The following is an 18,024-nucleotide window of genomic DNA, read 5'->3' as shown; positions in this document are numbered from 1 at the left end:
AATCCGTCTGGTCACTGATTGTTCTTATGGGGCCACCCGTTGCGACGGCCCTCCACGTTGTCAGCGTAAGCAAAAAGGCTACCACAGGAATGGGAACCACTGAACAACTCTATACACTATACTGCCACTAATTCATTGCAGTCTGATAACCTGTGAGCTTTTTACGATTTCCCAATGCATTCAGGAACGACAATGCTTGCAATTGATCGAAGGACTCCGCTGCTTCTGGCCATAGCAGCAGCAACGGCCATGCTGGCGCTGACCGGCTGGCAAGGCTATCAGTTCTGGCAGAATGAAACCCAACGTACCCTGCCGCAACCGACCCGGGAAGCTTCAACAGGTGCAGATCAGGCCAGAACCGTGCCTGATGTTCAGTTGTCGGATCTGGAAGTGTTCGGCTCGGCGACTGCCACCCCGCAAAATGAAGACACCAACACAGAGAACCTGCCGGAAACCAATCTTCGCCTGTCCCTGCGAGGTGTGCTGGCAGCAGACGGCGACTTCCCCGGCAGCGCCCTGATCGAAGATGACAAAGGCAAAACCGAGGCCTTTCTGGTGGGTGATGAACTGCCCGGAAATGCCAGGCTTCGTACTGTGTTTGCCAATCGGGTCATCATTGAACGATCCGGCAAACTGGAAAACCTCTACTTCCCGGAAACCGAAGATCGCTCCGGAGTCGATTTCGCGAGCAATGACGAGCCTGCCTACGAAGCTCCCCCACAGCAAGAGGTTCAGGTGCAAAGAGCACGCCCCCAAACCAGCGCCTCGTCGGCCGACCAGCAACAGCGGCGAGAGGAAATTCGTCAACGGCTGGAACAGTTACGCCAGCGGCTTCAGAACAACAACTGAGGTCCGCCATGGAAGCGGCAAGCAGACGTACACGTCGCCAGTCCCTGTTGCTTCCCCTCATCCTTACCGTGTCTGTTGTCAGCGCACTTGAATTAAGCAGCCGCCTGATGACCTATGTGCTGGAAGAGTTCGGCGAAGCCGCGCACCAGCGGCTTGAGAACTGGCAACGCCTGCACGCGCTGGCTGCCAACGCTCCGACAGATCGCCAGCTTCGGCTGGTTAATTCCTTCTTCAACCGGGTGACGTTTGTCAGCGACATCCGCCACTGGGGCCAGGAAGACTACTGGGCCACGCCGGTGGAGTTGCTCACCACCAACGGCGGTGACTGTGAAGACTTCTCCATCGCCAAGTACCTCACCTTGAGGGCCATGGGCGTCCCGGATGACCAACTCCGGATTATCTACGTCAAGGCACTGGAGTTGAACCAGGCCCATATGGTCTTGGCCTGGTATAAAACGCCGGGCTCCGACCCGTTGATTCTCGACAACCTGATCAATGACATCAAACCGGCGTCCCAGAGAAACGATCTGGAACCGGTTTACAGCTTCAACGGTGAAGGCCTGTGGCTGAACCGCACATCCGGCGACAATGCCAGAATTGGCGATGCCCGGAAGCTGGAGCATTGGCGGGATCTTAACGACAGGCTGACCGAAGCCCTCCGCCCTTAAAAAAAGCGCGCTGTGAATACCGATTGTCGGTAAATGACAGCGAGCTTGTCGCTCTCTGACACTGGTAACGGCCGGCCAGCCGTTAGAATGCCCGCAATTCGATAAACGATGGAGCAGCACAGAATGCGACGCTGGAATGGATGGGGTGACGAACAGTTCTCACTGGAATTACCGGAGCAAGGTCAGGCCTTTCTCACAGATCGTGTGGGAGGCGGCTCCCCGCTGGCGGATATCACCCTGCATGCAGCCTGTGAGCAGGTTCCGGAATCCCGGTTGCCCTCAGACCCACAGGTTGATGACCTGATCGACCGAAGCCCGGAAACCCGGGTCCGACACGCCCGGGGCCAAAGCCTGCCAGACTGGCTGGCCATGCGCAGCGGTGATATTGGCGAGTTCCCGGACGGCGTGGCCTTCCCGAACACCAGTACCGATGTACGCGCCCTGCTCCATTACGCCAACGACAAGGATATCCAACTGATCCCCTACGGGGGTGGCACCAGCGTAGCTGGGCACATCAACCCGGTAGACCAGGGCAAACCGGTTCTGACCGTCAGCCTTGCGAATCTTAACCGCCTGATGGATCTGGATCGGGAGAGCCAGATCGCCACCTTCGGAGCAGGCACCCCCGGCCCGCTGGTGGAATCCCAGTTAAGAGCCCATGGCTATACCCTGGGACACTTCCCTCAGTCGTTCGAGCTCTCCACGATTGGCGGCTGGGTGGCATCCCGCTCCAGTGGCCAGCAGTCACTGCGGTACGGCCGCATAGAACAGCTGTTTGCCGGCGGCCGGATTGAAACCCTGCAAGGCACCCTGACAATCCCCACCATTCCGGCCTCCAGCGCCGGCCCGGATGTCAGGGAAATGATCCTCGGTTCCGAGGGCCGGCTGGGCCTGATTACCGAGGTCAAAGCCCGGATCAGCCGTCTGCCTGAACAGGAAAGCTTTCATGTGGTGTTCTTCCCGGACTGGGACAAGGCCCGAACCGCCGCTCGCAAGCTGGTTCAGAACCGGGTTCAGCTTTCCATGCTACGACTGAGCAACGCCATTGAAACCGAAACCCAGCTGGCACTGGCCGGGCATCCGAAACTGATCGGGCTACTGGAACGTTTTCTGGCTTTCCGCGGTGCGGAAGACGGCAAATGCATGATGACCTTTGGCGTAACCGGCAGCAAAGCCCAGTGCCGGGGAGCACTTGCGGAGGCCCGCAAACTCTGCAGTGACTACAAAGGGGTCTATACCGGCACAAAACTTGGCGCCAAGTGGGCGGAGAAACGCTTCACCATGCCCTACCTGCGCGAAGCCCTGTGGCAAATGGGCTACGCCGTGGACACCCTGGAAACCGCCACCGACTGGGACAACGTTGATACCCTGATGAACCGGATTGAAACCAATCTCAGGGAAAGTCTGGCAGACAGGAACGAGCGAACCCACGTATTTACCCACCTGTCCCACTTTTACGGCCAGGGTTGTTCCATCTATACAACCTATGTTTTCCGGGTTGCGGATAGCTATGACGAGACCCTGAGCCGCTGGCAACATCTGAAGAACACCACCTCAGACCTGATCGTGCGGAACCGGGGCACCATCAGCCATCAGCATGGCGTAGGCAAGGACCATGCCCCCTTCCTCCCTGTCGAAAAGGGAGAGCTGGGTATGCGTGCAATTCGTTCGCTGACCCAGAGCTTTGATCCGGACCAGCGCCTGAACCCCAAAACTCTGCTGAATTGAAGTGATCATGGATCGACAACAGATACTGGAAAACCTGAAGGGCGAAACGCAGACCTTCGATGTGGTAGTGGTCGGCGGCGGCATTACCGGCGCCGGCGTTGCCCGCGAAGCCGCGGGCAGCGGCTTGAAGACGTTGCTGGTGGAGCAGAAAGATTTCGCCTGGGGCACCTCCAGCCGCTCTTCCAAGATGGTCCATGGCGGACTTCGCTATCTGGCCAGCGGACACATCGGGTTAACCCGCGATGCCGTCCGGGAACGCGAACGCATGTTGCAGGAAGCGCCTGGACTGGTCGATCCACTGCCTTTCCTGATGCCCCACTACAAAGGCAGCTTCCCGGGCCCCGGGCTGTTACAGATGCTGCTGGCCATGTACGACCGCCTGGCCGGCACCCGCAGCCATCAGAAATATACGCCAGCGGAAACCCTGAACTGGGCCCCGGGGCTCGATACTGCCAACCTGCGCGCCACTAGTCGTTTTACCGATGCGGTGACAGACGATGCCCGCCTGGTCCAAAGGCTGATTGCCGAAGCCTCCCACGACGGCGCCATGTGCCTGAACTACGTCGCCGCGACCGCCGTCGACCGGGATGATAACGGAACTGTCTGCGGATTAAGACTGGCTGCCGAAGAAAATGCAAAGCAGAGCGCCATCACGGTCAATACCCGATGCGTTATTAACGCTACCGGCGCCTGGGCCGATCGGTTGCAGAAACAATCAGCGACGGATCACCCGCTCACTATCCGACCGCTGAGAGGCAGTCACCTGGTCATTCCGTGGCACAAGCTGCCGGTGACCTGCGCGGTTTCTCTGATGCACCCGGATGACCGAAGGCCTGTATTTGCCTTCCCCTGGGCAGGTGCCACGGTTCTGGGAACTACCGATCTCGAACACGCCAAAGATCTGAACGAGGAGCCGGCCATCACCGGCGGGGAAGTAAATTATCTGCTGCAAATTGCCACCCGTTTATTCCCCGGTGCGACCATTGAACGGGCCGACGTGCTGTCCACCTGGGCGGGCGTTCGACCTGTGGTCACCGACGGCGGAGGTAAAGCTCCGTCCCGGGAGAATCGGGAACACGCCATCCGGCACGACAAGGGCCTGATCAGCATCGCCGGCGGGAAGCTCACCACCTTCCGCCAGATGGCACGACAGGCGTTGGCCATGGCCCTGGGTGATCAGCATGAAGATCGGCTTCGTAGCGACGAGCAACGGGTATTCACGGCCACGCCAAACGACCGTAAACCCGATGATATTCCGGCGCTGGCCTGGCATCGGCTGGGCGGCTATTACGGCCCGCACCGCCAGTCTATCCTGAAAAACGGTGACGCCACCGGAATCCCGGACACCGGTGTGCTCTGGGCCGAACTGGAATGGGCCTGTCGCCATGAACAGGTTCAGCATCTGGATGATCTGATGCTGCGGCGTACCCGCCTGGGGCTGATCCTGCCTGACGGGGCGGCCAGTTTGCTTCCTGAAATCCGTAACCGATGCCAGAGCCTGCTTGGCTGGGATGATGCCCGCTGGCATCAGGAGCAAGAGCGATATCTGGCAACCTACCGTAAGGGCTATCAACTGCCGATGGGCGAGGATGCCCGGGATGGCTGAGACCCCACTGATACTGGCGATCGACAACGGCACCCAGAGCATCCGCGCCCTGCTGTTTGACACCCAGGGTAACTTGTTGGGTAAGGGCAAGCAGGAAATCGAGCCTTACTTTTCCGAGCAACCCGGCTGGGCAGAACAGCACCCGGAGTACTTCTGGGACAACCTTGGCATTGCTTGCCAGCAACTCTGGCAAACCACCAGCGCCCGCCCGGAGCAGGTGGTGGGCGTGACCGTCACCACGCAACGCGGCACGGTGGTCAACCTCGATCGTGGGGGCAAGCCCCTGCGGCCCGCCATCATCTGGCTGGATCAGCGGCATGCGCAGGTGGATGGGCCAGTGAAAGGCCCCTGGGGCTGGCTGTTCAAGCTTGCCCGCCTGGAAGACACCATCAGCCGATTCCGGGAAAAAACCCAGGCGAACTGGATTGCGCAGAATCAGCCGGATATCTGGGCGAAAACCCACAAGTACCTGCTGTTATCAGGCTATCTGAATTACCGATTGACCGGTGAATACCGCGATTCCACCGGCAGTCAGGTGGGCTACCTGCCCTTTGATTATAAGCGCCAGCGTTGGGCCGGCCACCGGGATTTCAAATGGCAGGTGATGCCGGTGACCCCGGGAATGCTGCCTGAACTGATACCACCTGGTGAACAGATCGGAACCCTGCTGCCTGAGGCGGCGGCGCACCTTGGCCTGCCGGGTGGACTGCCCGTCATCGCCGCGGCATCGGACAAAGCCTGCGAAATTCTCGGCTCCGGCGGTCTGTCTCCGGAGACCGGCTGCATGAGCTATGGCACCACGGCCACCATCAACACCACCAATGCCCGCTATGTGGAACCCACCCGGTTCATGCCGCCGTATCCGTCTGCCCTGCCCGGCCACTATTCCACCGAAGTCATGATATATAGGGGTTTCTGGATGGTGAGCTGGTTCAAACGGGAATTCGGGCTGCGGGAGCAGAAGCTGGCAGAACAGAAAGGTATTGAACCCGAAGCCCTGTTTGACGAACTGGTGAACGCCGTACCGCCAGGTTCCATGGGTTTGATGCTGCAGCCCTACTGGAGCCCCGGCGTGCGACAGCCAGGCCCGGAGGCCAAGGGTTCCATTATCGGCTTTGGCGACGTGCACACACGAGCTCACGTCTATCGGGCCATACTGGAAGGGCTGGCTTACGCCTTGAAGGAAGGCAAGGAACGCATCGAGAAACGCAGCGGCCAGGCTATCAAGCGGCTGCGAGTAGCAGGCGGCGGCTCCCAGAGTGATGCTGCCATGCAGTTGACGGCGGATATATTTGGCCTGCCGGCGGAACGCCCGCACACCTATGAAACCTCCGGACTGGGAGCGGCTATTGATGCCGCCGTGGGGCTGGGATTACACCCGGATTTCGACACGGCGGTACGGGCTATGACCAGAACCGGCCGGGTATTCGAGCCCAACCCGGAAGCATCTGCGCTTTATCAACGTCTCTACCGGGAGGTTTATCAGGATATGTATCCCCGCCTGCAACCACTGTACAAAAAGATCCGGGAGATTACTGGCTACCCGCGCTAACCCCGGTGGTGACATTTTATTCAATAGAAACTACACTGATGAAAATTCATCACGGGAGGTCAGGGCATGTCAGAAGCGGTTCGCGTAGCACCGGAATCCAGCGATAAAGCTCTGCTGTCCAAGGCTCTGCTGAACGCGGCGAAAGCCTTTGGTCTGCCACAAGCGGAAATCGCAGCCGTGGTTGGCCGAAACCGCACAGGTCTGACCCGCGACGGCATCGATCCGGCCAGCAAGTCCGGTGAACTGGCATTGTTGTTTATCCGGCTTTACCGCAGCGTCTATGCATTGACCGGCGGTGAAAGGGAGGCCATGACCCATTGGCTGAACACGCCCAACCACTATTTTGAGGATACACCCAGAGAGATGATCCAGAGCACGGAAGGCCTGGTTCGGGTGGTTCACTACCTGGACGCCATGCGGGGGCGGATTTGAATTATCGGGAACGGATTGCCCAGTCCATCGCACCGCTGCAAGGCAGCCTGTTCCGGGTAGTGGAAAGCCAGGAAGACATCGCGACGGCGCGCATTGTCGACAGTATGCAGGAACAGAATCGACTGGAGGAACTGCTGGAAAGCAACAAGCCTCCGGTACCCGGCACGGCACGAAAACGCCATTACCTGCTGACCACCCCGTTCCGCTACCCACCCCTGAAATACGGCTCACGTTTTGGCCGCAATTTCGAGCCAAGCCTGTTCTACGGAGCCATGGCCATTCCCGCTGCCCTGGCGGAAACCGCGTTTTACCGGTTTGTGTTCATGAGCCACCTGAAAACCCCGTTCAAGCGCCCGTTAACCACCTTGCACACGGTGTTCAGCGCCCGATTCCGAACGGAACGAGGTGTTCGGCTGCAGTCTGAACACTGGCAGGATCTTCATCATACGCTGACAGATCCAGTCACCTACCGGGAAAGCCAGGCTGTGGGTACCGACATGCGTAGCCTGCAAGTGGGCGCCTTCCAGTTTCTCTCAGCCCGCGCCCTGCAAGCCGGCCTTTACGCTCTTCCGTACCATCCAGACAACGGCGTTGAGGGCGTCAATGTGGCCTTGTTTAATGCCAGCGTGTTCCGGGACGCCGCACCCAGAAGTTATCAAAAACTGATTGCCGTGACGTCGCTCAGCCAGGTGTCCATGAGCCTGTCGGAACCGGATGGCAGTAAACAGGTTTACGAATTCAGCCTGGACCAGTTTCTGATCGAAGGCGAACTACCTCAGCCGGCGCCGTAGCACGCCCTTGAGGCTCTGTCTGCCAGCCGCCTCCCAGCGCCTTGTAAAGATCCACCGCTGCAATCAGTCGGTTCAGTCGTACCTGACTGAGCTGCTGCCGGGCATCAAACACCGTTCGCTGGCTTTCCAGCAAGGTGAGCAGGTCATCTGCCCCTTCCCGATAGCGCACTTCGGTCAACCGTAAGGTCTCTTCCGCCTGGGCGAGAATACTCTGTAACCGCTGCTCCTGATCCAGGTACAGCGCTTCTCTGTCGAGTGCATCCCCTACTTCCTGGAATGCCGAGAGCAGGCTGGCACGGTAATTCTCCAACAAAGCCACCCGCCGGGATTCCGAAATGGCCACATTGTTGCGACGCTGGCCTCCATCAAACAGAGTCTGGCTGAGGGCAATCAGGCCATTGGCGGTTTGCAGTGGGTCCGCCAGGCTTACAAAACTATTGGTGGAGAAGCGAACCGCGCCGCTGAGCGACACCGATGGCATCAAGGCCGCCCTGGCCTGCTCGACGTCCGCACTGGCGGCCATCAGCCGAGCCTCCTCAGCCGCCAGGTCCGGTCTTCGGGTAACCAGGCTGGCCGGCGTTTCCGGGTTGATCTCCGGCACTTGAACCGCAAGTAGCCCAGCCTCCGGAATCTCTTCCGTAAACGGATAATCCCCGGTCAGTAGCCGCAAGGCCGCTAACCGTTGCCGGGCCTGATACTCCAGTGGCGGCACCGCATTCTTCAGGTTCAGTACGGAGGTTTGCTGGCGGGACAATTCCGAGCGATCGGCCACACCGTTACGATACCGGGCATCGACGAGGGCCAGTGTTTTTTCACCCAGTTCCAGATTCCGACGCGCAATATCCAAACGCTGCTGCAACTCCTGCCATTCGAACCAGGTACTGGCTACCGAGGCCACCAGCGTCATTCGGGCGGCGTCATAGTCATACTCCGAGGCCTGGAAACCCGCGAGAGCCCCGGCTTCCGCGGCGGACAGGCGACCCCAGAGATCCAGCTCGTAGTCAACCGACAGCCCGAGGCTACTCGAACCACTCGTGACACGATCCTGGCCGGAGGCCTCGCTTGCCTGTTTACCCGTGCTTCCCGACGCACCAAGGGTCGGCAGCAAGGCAGCTCCGGCGTTGCGCAACTGCAAGTCTGCCTGAATCACTGCCTGAGCGGTGGCGGCCAGGTCCGGATTATTCGAGAGTGCCCGGTCGACCAAACGGTTGAGCTCTTCGTCACCGAAGGCATACCACCAACGCGAACCAACCGCTTCACCGGCGCCAGCCCCGATGTGCCAATGGGCTGGCGGATTCAACGGCAGCTCAATGGGTTGTGGCGGAAAGCTCACGCACCCGGTCAACAACACCGACAACAGTGCAATATGGCGAAGGCTCATAACATTACTCCGAGGCCAGGGCATGAACAGGGTCCAGATGGGCGGCCTTACGTGCGGGCAGAAATCCGAACAGCAGGCCCGTTGCAAAAGCGCAACCAAAGGCCAGAGCCATGGGTAGCAGCGTCATGTGAATAGGTGTTCCCAGTGAGCCAATAATCCGGGTTGCCGCAATGCCGATGACAACACCAATCAACCCACCAATGGCCGATACCAGCCAGGCCTCAGTCAGAAACTGCTGCAGGATATTCCATGCACGGGCACCGGTGGCCATGCGAATACCGATCTCGCGGGTACGTTCGGTGACGCTCACCAGCATGATATTCATAACCCCGATACCACCCACAAGCAGGGAAATTGCTGCAATAGAGCCCAGCAGCCAGGTGAGCGTATTCTGGGTTTCCGAAATGGTTTCAATCAATGAAGCCATGTTGCGGATAGTAAAGTCCTCAATGCCATGGCGGGCCATCAGAGTGTCGTGGATGAGGGCTTCGATCTCATCCATACGATCGATATCGGCCACAGCCACGGTGATGTTGCGCAGGTGTGTTTGCCCGAAGATGCGCAGGCTGCCCGTGGTGTAGGGAACAAACACCACATCGTCCTGGTCCTGCCCCATGGGAGAGGCGCCTTTTTCATCCATCACACCAATCACCTGAAACAGCACGTTGTTAACCATCAAGTGTTTGCCGAGAGGGCTTTCGTCGGGAAACAGGGCGTTGGCGGTGGTTTTGCCAAGTACCGCCACGGCTGCGTAGCTGGCTTCATCCTCGGCGCTGAAGAAGGTGCCTTCAACCACAGGCCACTGGCGGGCAACCGGGAAGCGGAAGGAGGTGGCATTGATCTCGGCCGAGTGATCCCGGTTGGAATATCGCAGCGTCTGTCCGCCAGTCAGCTCAGGTATTGCTGCAAGAACACCCCCTATCTCATTGATTGCTTTAAAGTCAGATGGTACCAGTGTGGTCACGCTCCAGCGCCCACCCCGCTGATCGGGACCACCCGGGCGCACCAGCAGCAGATCACTGCCCATGGTGCTGATTCGGTCGACGACATCCTTTCGGGCCCCCTCCCCGATCGCCAGCATGGTGATCACTGAGGCAACCCCGATTACGATGCCGAGCAGGGTCAGCGCCGTCCGAAACAGGTTGCTGTGCAGGGAACGCACCGCGCTTTTCAGGGCTTCGTGCCAGTCGCCAAGGCGGGTACGCCGACGGGCATTCTGGTCAGTTGCCGGAATAGTGACTGAAGGCACTTCTGCGCCGGTGTCCGCAACAATCTCGCCATCGGCAATGCGGATCTGCCGACGAGCCACGGTTGCCACATCGGGGTCGTGGGTGATCAGGATAATCGTGTGGCCCTGCTCAGAAAGATCGGTTAACAGCCGGATCACCTCCTGGCTGCTCTTGCTGTCCAGAGCACCGGTCGGTTCGTCTGCGAAGATCAACTGGCCGCCGTTCATCAGGGCCCGGGCAATAGACACTCGCTGTTGCTGACCACCCGATAACTGTGCCGGCCTGTGCGACAGACGCTCGCCCAGCCCAAGCCCGGTGAGCAACCGTTCCGCCCTTGCGTGCCGCTCGGCCGGTGCCATTCCGGCGTAAATGGCGGGGATCTCCACATTCTCACGAGCTGTCATCCCGGCCAGCAGGTTATAGCTCTGGAACACAAAACCGAAGGCATCGCGCCGAAGCCGTGCCAGTTCGTCCCGGTCCAGGGCAGACACGTCCCTGCCATTGAATCGGTACTGGCCAGCGCTGGGCTGATCCAGACAGCCAAGGATGTTCATCAGCGTAGACTTGCCGGAGCCCGATGGCCCCATGATGGCCACAAACTCACCGGGCCAGATTTTCAGATCAATGCCCTTGAGCACAGGAACCGCCAGTTCGCCCTCGCCAAAGGATCGGGTAATGCCTTGAAGCTCAATCAACGGCTGCGGGCTCATCTCAGCATACCCCGAAAGGCAGCCCTGCCCTCACCCTGACCGGCCCGCGGATCCCGGTTTGCGAGAACCACCTGATCACCCTCATTCAATCCCGACCGAACCTCCACGTATACGCGGTTGCTGATGCCGGTTTCGATGGCCCGAATCTGTGGCTGCCCCTTTGCATCCAGGACCTTGACCTGGTTTCTCGCCACCGCACTGACTGGCACCCGCAATACGTCCAGCGCTTCGTCCTGAATAAAGAACACCTGGGCGGTCATCTGGGGCAGCAACCGTCCCTCCTGGTTATCCACCGTAAACAGGGCGTTGTAGAGCACCACGTTGTTGGTTACTTCGGGAGTTGGCTCAATGTACTGCAACTCTCCATAGAGCTTATGCTCGGCATCGCCGAGTGTGGTGAAGTACACCCGCATGCCTGGTTGCAGCTTGCCGACGTCGGCCTCGGACACCTGGGCACGCACCCGCATGGTGCTCAGGTTGGCAATGCGCATAAGCAACGGCGCGGTCTGGCTCGCGTTCAGGGTTTGTCCCTGGCGGGCCTCAATAGAGACCACGGTCCCGTCCATGGGCGCATAGATTCGCGCATAACCCAGGTTGGCTTCCTCGGCCCGCAGTGTAGAGGAGGTCTGTTCAATCTGGGCTTCAAGCATGGCCAACTGCGCCCGGGCGGACGCTAAAGATGCTTCGGCGGTCTGCAGGGATTCCCGTGTGGTCGCGTCTTCGCGCCATAGGTTCTGCTGGCGCTGGAACTGGATCTCCGCCAGCCGCAGCTGGGCCTTGCGATCGGCTAACTGGGCCTGCTGGTTCTTCAGCTGGGCGCGGGTGGCATCCACTTTCGCCACATACACGGTAGGGTCGATTTCCGCCAGCAGATCGCCAGTGCTAACGGGTTGGCCCACTCGTACGTGAATCAGCTCCAGCTGACCGGAAACCTGTGCACCCACATCCACATAATCACTCGGCTCAAGCACGCCGGTGGCCGAAACCAGGTTCTGGATGTCGCCTCGGCTCACCGCCACGGTATTCAAAGCCGGTTCATTGCCGTTAGCATTGCGGGCGTACCAAATGACAGCGAAGGCTATCGCGCACAACACACTCAGGAATCCAATCCACTTCAGCCAGCGATGCCCGGCACGGGTAGCAGAGGCCATTCAGATATCTCCAAGAGTTCAAGTCAGACCGAACCATAGAGAACTGATACGGGAAAAAGAAGCCGGGGATCAGGGTTTTGCGAAACCTTTACACGAACGATCTCAGGCGCAAAAAGGATATAGGGTTACAGCCCTCCTGCAGCGAGCTGAATAGCAATCGCAGCCATCATAAGGCCGATAACACCGTCAATCACACGCCACGCCGCAGGCCTGGCCAACCAGGGCGCCAGCCGGGAACCGGCCCAGGCCAGCGCGCCGAACCAAAGCACCGACGCGCTGCTGGCACCCGCCACAAACGTGGCCGGATCCGATTGCTGGGCCCCCACTGCTGGAATTAACAGTAATGTATCCAGGTATACCTGGGGATTCAGCAAGGTGACCGCCAAGGTTGTCAGGATCACGCCTTTGACGGTGCTGCGCCGAGCTTCCCCTGCCGCCAGTGACGCCCTCCCCTTCAGAACCCGATAGAACGCCTGTCCTGCCAGCAAACCGAGGAACCCAACGCCCAGCCATCTGAGCACGTCCAGCGCCTCGGGCATGGCCATCAGTGCCGCACTCACACCAAACATGCCCAGAGTGAACAGCAGGATATCCGAGGTCATACACAAACCGGCCGACCACCAATGGTGTTCGCGACGAATGGCCTGACTGAGAACGTAGGCATTCTGGGCACCAATAGCCACGATGATGCCGCCACACACAACCAGGCCTGTCAGATAACTCTCAAACACCACTGCACTCCTTATGATTAATGGCGAAAGCCTACCCCGTTACCGCTATACTTGAAATTCATCCTGTTAATACCTGATAAGTTTTTCTTATGCTTGACTACAAATTGCTGGAAGCCCTTGCGGCCGTGGTCGACGCCGGCGGTTTTGACAAAGCCGGCGACATGCTGGGCATCAGCCAGTCCGCCATTTCTCAGCGAATTCGTACACTTGAAGTCAGGCTTGGCCAGCCTGTGCTGGTGCGAAGCCAAAACCCAAGAGCAACGCCCGCAGGCCAGAGATTACTCAATCATGTTCATCAGGTGCGCCTGCTGGAACGCGACCTGACCAGTTCCATTCCCTCCCTGGCCGAACCAGCCACTCGATTCCGCGTCGCGCTCAATGCGGACAGCCTCGCAACCTGGTGGGCCTCTGCCGTCGGCGACTTCTGTACCGAAGAGGGAATACTTCTGGACATGGTGGTAGAAGACCAGGACGTCGGATTGCGGCGCATGCGCGAGGGCGATGTAGCCGCCTGCCTTTGCAGCAGCCCTCAGCCGGTTGCCGGCGCCCGGAGCATACCGCTGGGAGTGATGACGTATCAGCCATTGGCCACACCGGACTATAGCCGCCGCTTTTTTCCGGACGGGCTGAACAACGCGAGCCTGCAATCCGCGCCCGCCATTGTGTTTGGGCCCAACGATCAACTCCAGCATCGGTTCCTGGCCCAGGTGGGCTATCAGGGCAAATTTCCGCACCACCTGTGCCCTTCATCCGAGGGCTTCGTAAAGCTTGCGCTGACCGGCATGGGTTATGGAATGATTCCAGAAATTCAGGCCCGGGAGCATATCGAGGCAAATCGACTGGTTAGTATCTCCCCGGGCAGCGGCCTGGAAGTTCCTCTTTACTGGCACTTCTGGCGTCACGGTGGGGAGCTGATGTCCCGGTTAACGCGCAAACTGCAGGATTCGAGCGAGTTGGTTTGAGTGGTTTCCGGTGATCAGGGTATCTGCCTAGAAAAAATAGCTATGCAAACCATCGAGACAGGAGTACAGTGGCCGTCGTTGGAAAGATTTAGCAAAGCATTCATCAATAAGACGCATCCCTGTTGTTATAAGTAGTGTTCGTCCTGTTTTTGATCACGCCAGTTTTTATGTTTCCGCACACCGCTGACCTGCCCTCACAACGAGACCAAGCAGCACATTAAATGATTGAATTCAGGATAGTAAAATATGTCTACTGTTACCGGTACTGTTAAGTTCTTCAACGAATCCAAAGGCTTCGGCTTTATCACTCGTGAAGGCGGCCCGGACGTTTTCGTTCACTACAGCGCCATTCAGGGCGGCGGCTTCAAGACTCTGGCAGAAGGCCAGCAGGTTGAATTCACCGTGACTCAGGGCCAGAAAGGTCCTCAGGCGGAAAACGTAGTTGGTCTGTAAATAACAGCCCAGTACGATCAAAAAGGCAGCTTCGGCTGCCTTTTTTGTTGCCTGAATTTCCGTGTTAGTCCGTATTCATCCTTATTAGTACCATGGTCGGGCTCACCTTGAGCCACGCTAAGGCCTATAATGCCCGCTCGGGTGAATTCACTCCCCAGGCCCTCGAGGCTCAGCAAACCAGAAAAGGCCCACCATGTTTTCTGAACAGTTCTATTCCGTCCAGGACGGACGTATTGTGATTTCCGCACCCCAGGCCAGCTACTTTGCCAAAGAGATCGCCGGGGACTTCAATCCGATCCACGATCCGGACGCCCGTCGTTTTTGCGTGCCCGGCGACCTGCTGTTCACCATTGTGGTGTCCCGTTTCGGGCTCTCAGAAAATATGACCTTCAAGTTCCGTAACCTGCTTGGTGCCGAGGTTCCGCTTGAGTTCCGCGAAAGCGACAATGGCGAAGCCATCAACGTTGTCGACGAAGCCGGTAAGGTCTACCTGGAAGTTACCCGTAAAGGCGCGGTAACCCGGGATGAAAAAGTGATTGAAGAGTTCAGTCGGTGCTATGTTGCGGCGTCCGGGAAAAACTTTCCGCACACGCTCAAGCCCTTGATGGAATCACACGGGGTGATGTTCAATCCCGACCGGCCAATGGTGATGTATGAGAGCATGAGCCTGGCTCTCACACAGCTGGAGAATCCTCACCCAGACCTCGAACTGAACAACGCGGACCTGGAAGTTGCGGGTAAACGCGGCAACGTAACGCTTGAATACAACCTGCAGTCTTCCGGCAAAACCGTTGGCGAGGTTGCCAAGCGGCTGGTACTGGGCGGCCTTCGGGAGTACTGCCCTGAGGCCATGGCCGGCATCATCGAGGAGTTTTACCGGCTCAAGGCGAGAGGCACCCGCTGGGGGATGGAAAGCGCTGATCAGCCGGCAGGATTATAACGCTCAAACGTTTGCAGGCAGACGTCCACGGTTACCGATAACGTTTTCAGCGCCGCAGCCCGTGCCCTGCCCTCCGCGCTTGCCCGGTAGAGGTGTGGGGTCATTGCCAATAAATCGGCAATGGGCTCGGCGCCGTCAAGGTGCACTGTAAAGCGTATGTCCTGGGTGCAGATTCGCCGAAATCCTTCTGGTACCGGAGCCACTTTACGAGAGTCTGCGCGAACTTCCGGGTAAACAATCTCCCGCAATTCCCTCAGATGATCCTGGCCGGCGTCTACCTGTACCAGTCGCCCGCCTGGCCTTAAAACCCGCGCAAACTCCGGATACACCGGAAACCCGAAGAGGCAAAGCACACGGTCGACTGAAGCTGGTAACACCGGCAGATTGGCATTGCTGCCAACCACCCAACATGCGCGCTTTTCCCTGCGCGCAGCCGCCAGCACCGCCCACTTGGAAATGTCCAATCCGAGCAACGATAGTGAGATTTCACCCTCCGGGGACGCTAGCTGACGCAAATAATAGCCCTCACCACAGCCGGTATCCAGGCAACTGAGTTCGCTGCCCGTGGCAGCGTCGTTCAGGATTGCCGCCGACACGGCATCCGCAATCGGGCGATAGTATCCCGCCTCCAGAAAGCGCTGGCGCGCGGCCACCATGGCTTTGCTGTCACCGGGTTCTTTCGAGCGCTTTTTCTGAACTGGCAGCAAATTTACGTAGCCCTGGCGGGCAATATCGAAGCTATGGCCCTGCGGACAGCGCCAGACTTTGTCTTCCCGCTGCAGCGGGTTGCCGTCGAGTGGACAGGCGAGAGAGTCAAAGGAAGTGATGTTCACTGAGCGTCCAAACGTTGGAAATGTCGGCGTATTCTAACAAGGAATATCCCATCAGGCTCGCAAACGGAGGAATGGCTTCCTATTCTTGTTGTGAACGACTGGAAAGCGCATAGATGCGTTCTCACCCAACCGGGAGGAGTCTCGTCCGTCATGGATAAGAAGAAGGACAGATCGTCGTCATCGTCACAATCGGAGCAAAGTGAACAAAAGTTCCATGAGTTGATTGAGAGCCTGCCGATGGTTGCCGTTCAGGGCTACGACCGGAATCGGAGGGTCATCTACTGGAATGAAGCCAGCACAAGACTATACGGGTACTCCAGAAATGAGGCTCAGGGAAAACGGCTGGAGGACCTGATTATTCCGGAAGCCATGCGCGAAGCCGTTATTGAGGCCCACACCAACTGGCTCGATCACAACATCAGCATTCCCGCAGAAGAACTGGCACTGAAACACAAGGATGGCCACCAGGTTCCCGTTTACTCCAGTCATGTCATGATCAAGCAGGATACCGGCGAGTGCGAAATGTTTTGTATCGACATCAGCCTGGAAGAACAAACGCAAGCCAAGGCAGAACTGGTTCGCCGCGCCAGTTTTGATGATCTTACCGGGTTACCCAACCGACGCCTGATGGAGTCTGAACTTGAAAGCCGGTTGGCCGAGGCAGATCGTTGCAATCGGGAAGTTGCGGTGATCTTCATGGATCTGGACAACTTCAAACTGATTAACGATACGCTCGGCCACTATCAGGGCGACACCCTCCTCAAATCGGTTGCTGACACCTTAAAGCAGGAATTACGACACAGCGATCTGCTCTGCCGTTTCGGAGGCGACGAATTCGTTCTGTTGCTGTTCGATTTTCATGGCCCAGAGGGCATCCATGAATTACTTCAACGGCTGGTCAAGGCACTCGAAAGCAAGGTGCAGCTTCACGGTGATTGCTATCAGGTATCGGCGAGTTTTGGCGTCAGCCTGTACCCACACAATGGCGGCACCGCCGCGGAACTCATGGGCAACGCAGACGCGGCCATGTACCGCGCCAAGGAGATCGGAAAGAATACGGTCTGCTTCTACACCTCTGATATCAACGACCGGCTCGTCAAATACCAACAGATTACCGCCCTGCTCCGACAAGCCCTGACGAATGGCGGATTGGAACTTTACTACCAGCCACAGATAGATCTGAGAACTGGCGGGACCACCTCCTGCGAGGCGCTGTTGCGGTGTTTCGACAAGGCATCAAACCTTGTCTCGCCGGCGACGTTCATCCCTGTTGCAGAAAAATCGGGGCTTATAAACCGTATCGGTGACTGGGTCATCGATGCCGCATGCAAGCAGCTCAATGCCTGGCAGCGAACTGAGTTCGCGGGCGTGCGCATTGACGTCAATCTGTCCGGTCGCCAACTGACCAATCCACACCTGGCTGACCAGATCCTGGAAACCATCAAACACTATGGTTTGAAACCTGAGCAACTCGGGGTAGAACTCACGGAAAACGAGGTGTTTGGGAGCGAAGAAGACCAAACCAGGCAACTGGAGCGCCTCAAGGCTGCCGGGCTCCATATATCCATTGACGACTTCGGCACCGGATACTCTTCCCTGGTTTATCTTCGGAAGCTCCCGGTATGCAGCATCAAGATCGATCGAAGCTTTCTTCACTATGCCATGGAAAACGAAAGCGACATGGCCATCATGAAAGCCATGGTTACGGTCGGCCAGAGTCTCGGCTTGAGCATTCTTGTAGAAGGTGTAGAGACCGAGCAACAGGCAAAGCTGATACGGGACCTCGGATGCGATTTCGCCCAGGGCTTTCTTTACGCCAAACCAATGCCGGCGAAAGCGGTAGAGGCATTTATGAAGCCCCTGGCTTCACGCAGTTAATGAGCAACAAACATAGCCTGGCGTCTTTGAGGCCAGCCCTTTTGAAGGGATAGGTCTAACACCAGCGGAGTATTCTCAGGCATATAACGTTCGTTGCAGGTACTGGCATTAATGAGACGGGTTTCGCCCT

At 58.1% G+C, this 18,024-nt stretch carries 16 protein-coding genes; 11 read left to right on the top strand and 5 right to left on the bottom strand.

Annotated features, from left to right (window positions below; translation table 11 throughout):
- The first annotated feature begins 192 nt into the window (after positions 1–192).
- The 7 genes from C7436_RS01235 (at position 193) to C7436_RS01205 (ending at position 7,626) form a co-directional block, all read left to right on the top strand.
- A complete protein-coding gene (locus C7436_RS01235; RefSeq protein WP_014421650.1) occupies positions 193–849 on the top strand; it encodes a type II secretion system protein N in 657 nt (218 codons plus the stop codon).
- A gap of 8 nt (positions 850–857) precedes the next feature.
- The gene (locus C7436_RS01230; protein ID WP_121206404.1) at positions 858–1,517 is read left to right on the top strand and encodes a transglutaminase-like cysteine peptidase; all 660 of its coding nucleotides are present in this window, start codon (positions 858–860) and stop codon (positions 1,515–1,517) included.
- Positions 1,518–1,640: 123 nt separating this feature from the next.
- Complete coding sequence (locus C7436_RS01225) at positions 1,641–3,245, top strand: FAD-binding oxidoreductase (RefSeq protein WP_121206403.1); 1,605 nt, start codon at positions 1,641–1,643, stop codon at positions 3,243–3,245.
- Between the two features lie 7 nt (positions 3,246–3,252).
- Positions 3,253–4,851 (top strand): glycerol-3-phosphate dehydrogenase/oxidase, encoded by a 1,599-nt coding sequence (locus C7436_RS01220; protein WP_121207016.1) that lies wholly within the window; start codon positions 3,253–3,255, stop codon positions 4,849–4,851.
- Positions 4,844–6,403, top strand: coding sequence for an FGGY-family carbohydrate kinase (locus tag C7436_RS01215; RefSeq protein WP_121206402.1), 1,560 nt, complete (start codon positions 4,844–4,846; stop codon positions 6,401–6,403). Before C7436_RS01220 ends, C7436_RS01215 begins: the two co-directional genes overlap by 8 nt.
- Before the next feature lie 66 nt (positions 6,404–6,469).
- Positions 6,470–6,835 carry an MbcA/ParS/Xre antitoxin family protein gene (locus C7436_RS01210; RefSeq protein ID WP_014421655.1) on the top strand — a complete coding sequence of 122 codons (366 nt, stop codon included), beginning with the start codon at positions 6,470–6,472 and terminating at the stop codon, positions 6,833–6,835.
- Positions 6,832–7,626 (top strand): RES family NAD+ phosphorylase, encoded by a 795-nt coding sequence (locus tag C7436_RS01205; protein ID WP_121206401.1) that lies wholly within the window; start codon positions 6,832–6,834, stop codon positions 7,624–7,626. Before C7436_RS01210 ends, C7436_RS01205 begins: the two co-directional genes overlap by 4 nt.
- Here C7436_RS01205 and C7436_RS01200 read toward each other — a convergent pair.
- The 4 genes from C7436_RS01200 to C7436_RS01185 form a co-directional block, all read right to left on the bottom strand.
- Complete coding sequence (locus tag C7436_RS01200; protein WP_121206400.1) at positions 7,574–9,007, bottom strand: efflux transporter outer membrane subunit; 1,434 nt, start codon at positions 9,005–9,007, stop codon at positions 7,574–7,576. The two genes, C7436_RS01205 and C7436_RS01200, sit on opposite strands and share 53 nt — an antisense overlap.
- Before the next feature lie 4 nt (positions 9,008–9,011).
- Positions 9,012–10,946, bottom strand: a complete 1,935-nt coding sequence (locus tag C7436_RS01195; protein WP_121206399.1) for a MacB family efflux pump subunit — start codon at positions 10,944–10,946, stop codon at positions 9,012–9,014.
- Positions 10,943–12,097 carry an efflux RND transporter periplasmic adaptor subunit gene (locus tag C7436_RS01190; RefSeq protein WP_121206398.1) on the bottom strand — a complete coding sequence of 385 codons (1,155 nt, stop codon included), beginning with the start codon at positions 12,095–12,097 and terminating at the stop codon, positions 10,943–10,945. The genes C7436_RS01195 and C7436_RS01190 overlap by 4 nt, the downstream gene beginning before the upstream one ends.
- Before the next feature lie 125 nt (positions 12,098–12,222).
- Positions 12,223–12,828 carry a LysE/ArgO family amino acid transporter gene (locus tag C7436_RS01185; RefSeq protein WP_023008268.1) on the bottom strand — a complete coding sequence of 202 codons (606 nt, stop codon included), beginning with the start codon at positions 12,826–12,828 and terminating at the stop codon, positions 12,223–12,225.
- An 89-nt stretch (positions 12,829–12,917) separates the two neighbouring features.
- Between C7436_RS01185 and C7436_RS01180 the strand changes: the two genes are divergently transcribed.
- From C7436_RS01180 to C7436_RS01170, 3 genes are all read left to right on the top strand, one after another.
- Positions 12,918–13,790 (top strand): LysR family transcriptional regulator ArgP, encoded by an 873-nt coding sequence (locus C7436_RS01180; protein ID WP_121206397.1) that lies wholly within the window; start codon positions 12,918–12,920, stop codon positions 13,788–13,790.
- A gap of 246 nt (positions 13,791–14,036) precedes the next feature.
- Positions 14,037–14,243 carry a cold-shock protein gene (locus tag C7436_RS01175; protein ID WP_011784828.1) on the top strand — a complete coding sequence of 69 codons (207 nt, stop codon included), beginning with the start codon at positions 14,037–14,039 and terminating at the stop codon, positions 14,241–14,243.
- A 193-nt stretch (positions 14,244–14,436) separates the two neighbouring features.
- Positions 14,437–15,183 (top strand): DUF3581 family protein, encoded by a 747-nt coding sequence (locus C7436_RS01170; RefSeq protein WP_011784827.1) that lies wholly within the window; start codon positions 14,437–14,439, stop codon positions 15,181–15,183.
- Here the strand turns inward: C7436_RS01170 and C7436_RS01165 are convergent.
- Positions 15,165–16,016, bottom strand: a complete 852-nt coding sequence (locus tag C7436_RS01165; RefSeq protein ID WP_121206396.1) for a putative RNA methyltransferase — start codon at positions 16,014–16,016, stop codon at positions 15,165–15,167. The genes C7436_RS01170 and C7436_RS01165 overlap by 19 nt on opposite strands.
- Before the next feature lie 150 nt (positions 16,017–16,166).
- Here C7436_RS01165 and C7436_RS01160 point away from each other — a divergent pair, with 150 nt between their 5' ends.
- Positions 16,167–17,894: a putative bifunctional diguanylate cyclase/phosphodiesterase gene (locus tag C7436_RS01160; RefSeq protein WP_121206395.1), complete on the top strand. Its 1,728-nt coding sequence runs from the start codon at positions 16,167–16,169 to the stop codon at positions 17,892–17,894.
- Positions 17,895–18,024: the final 130 nt, after the last annotated feature.

Origin of the sequence: Marinobacter nauticus (assembly GCF_003634635.1) — a bacterium.
Lineage (GTDB): Bacteria > Pseudomonadota > Gammaproteobacteria > Pseudomonadales > Oleiphilaceae > Marinobacter > Marinobacter nauticus.
The sequence above is the reverse complement of the archived record's forward strand: the minus strand, read 5'-3'. Positions and strand labels throughout refer to the sequence as shown.

What these genes read in the sequence shown, in the direction of transcription:
- C7436_RS01235 (WP_014421650.1), top strand. Translation starts at nt 193, where the DNA reads ATGCTTGCAATTGATCGAAGGACTCCGCTGCTTCTGGCCATAGCAGCA.
- C7436_RS01230 (WP_121206404.1), top strand. Translation starts at nt 858, where the DNA reads ATGGAAGCGGCAAGCAGACGTACACGTCGCCAGTCCCTGTTGCTTCCC.
- C7436_RS01225 (WP_121206403.1), top strand. Translation starts at nt 1,641, where the DNA reads ATGCGACGCTGGAATGGATGGGGTGACGAACAGTTCTCACTGGAATTA.
- C7436_RS01220 (WP_121207016.1), top strand. Translation starts at nt 3,253, where the DNA reads ATGGATCGACAACAGATACTGGAAAACCTGAAGGGCGAAACGCAGACC.
- C7436_RS01215 (WP_121206402.1), top strand. Translation starts at nt 4,844, where the DNA reads ATGGCTGAGACCCCACTGATACTGGCGATCGACAACGGCACCCAGAGC.
- C7436_RS01210 (WP_014421655.1), top strand. Translation starts at nt 6,470, where the DNA reads ATGTCAGAAGCGGTTCGCGTAGCACCGGAATCCAGCGATAAAGCTCTG.
- C7436_RS01200 (WP_121206400.1), bottom strand. Translation starts at nt 9,007, where the DNA reads ATGAGCCTTCGCCATATTGCACTGTTGTCGGTGTTGTTGACCGGGTGC.
- C7436_RS01195 (WP_121206399.1), bottom strand. Translation starts at nt 10,946, where the DNA reads ATGAGCCCGCAGCCGTTGATTGAGCTTCAAGGCATTACCCGATCCTTT.
- C7436_RS01190 (WP_121206398.1), bottom strand. Translation starts at nt 12,097, where the DNA reads ATGGCCTCTGCTACCCGTGCCGGGCATCGCTGGCTGAAGTGGATTGGA.
- C7436_RS01180 (WP_121206397.1), top strand. Translation starts at nt 12,918, where the DNA reads ATGCTTGACTACAAATTGCTGGAAGCCCTTGCGGCCGTGGTCGACGCC.
- C7436_RS01175 (WP_011784828.1), top strand. Translation starts at nt 14,037, where the DNA reads ATGTCTACTGTTACCGGTACTGTTAAGTTCTTCAACGAATCCAAAGGC.
- C7436_RS01170 (WP_011784827.1), top strand. Translation starts at nt 14,437, where the DNA reads ATGTTTTCTGAACAGTTCTATTCCGTCCAGGACGGACGTATTGTGATT.
- C7436_RS01160 (WP_121206395.1), top strand. Translation starts at nt 16,167, where the DNA reads ATGGATAAGAAGAAGGACAGATCGTCGTCATCGTCACAATCGGAGCAA.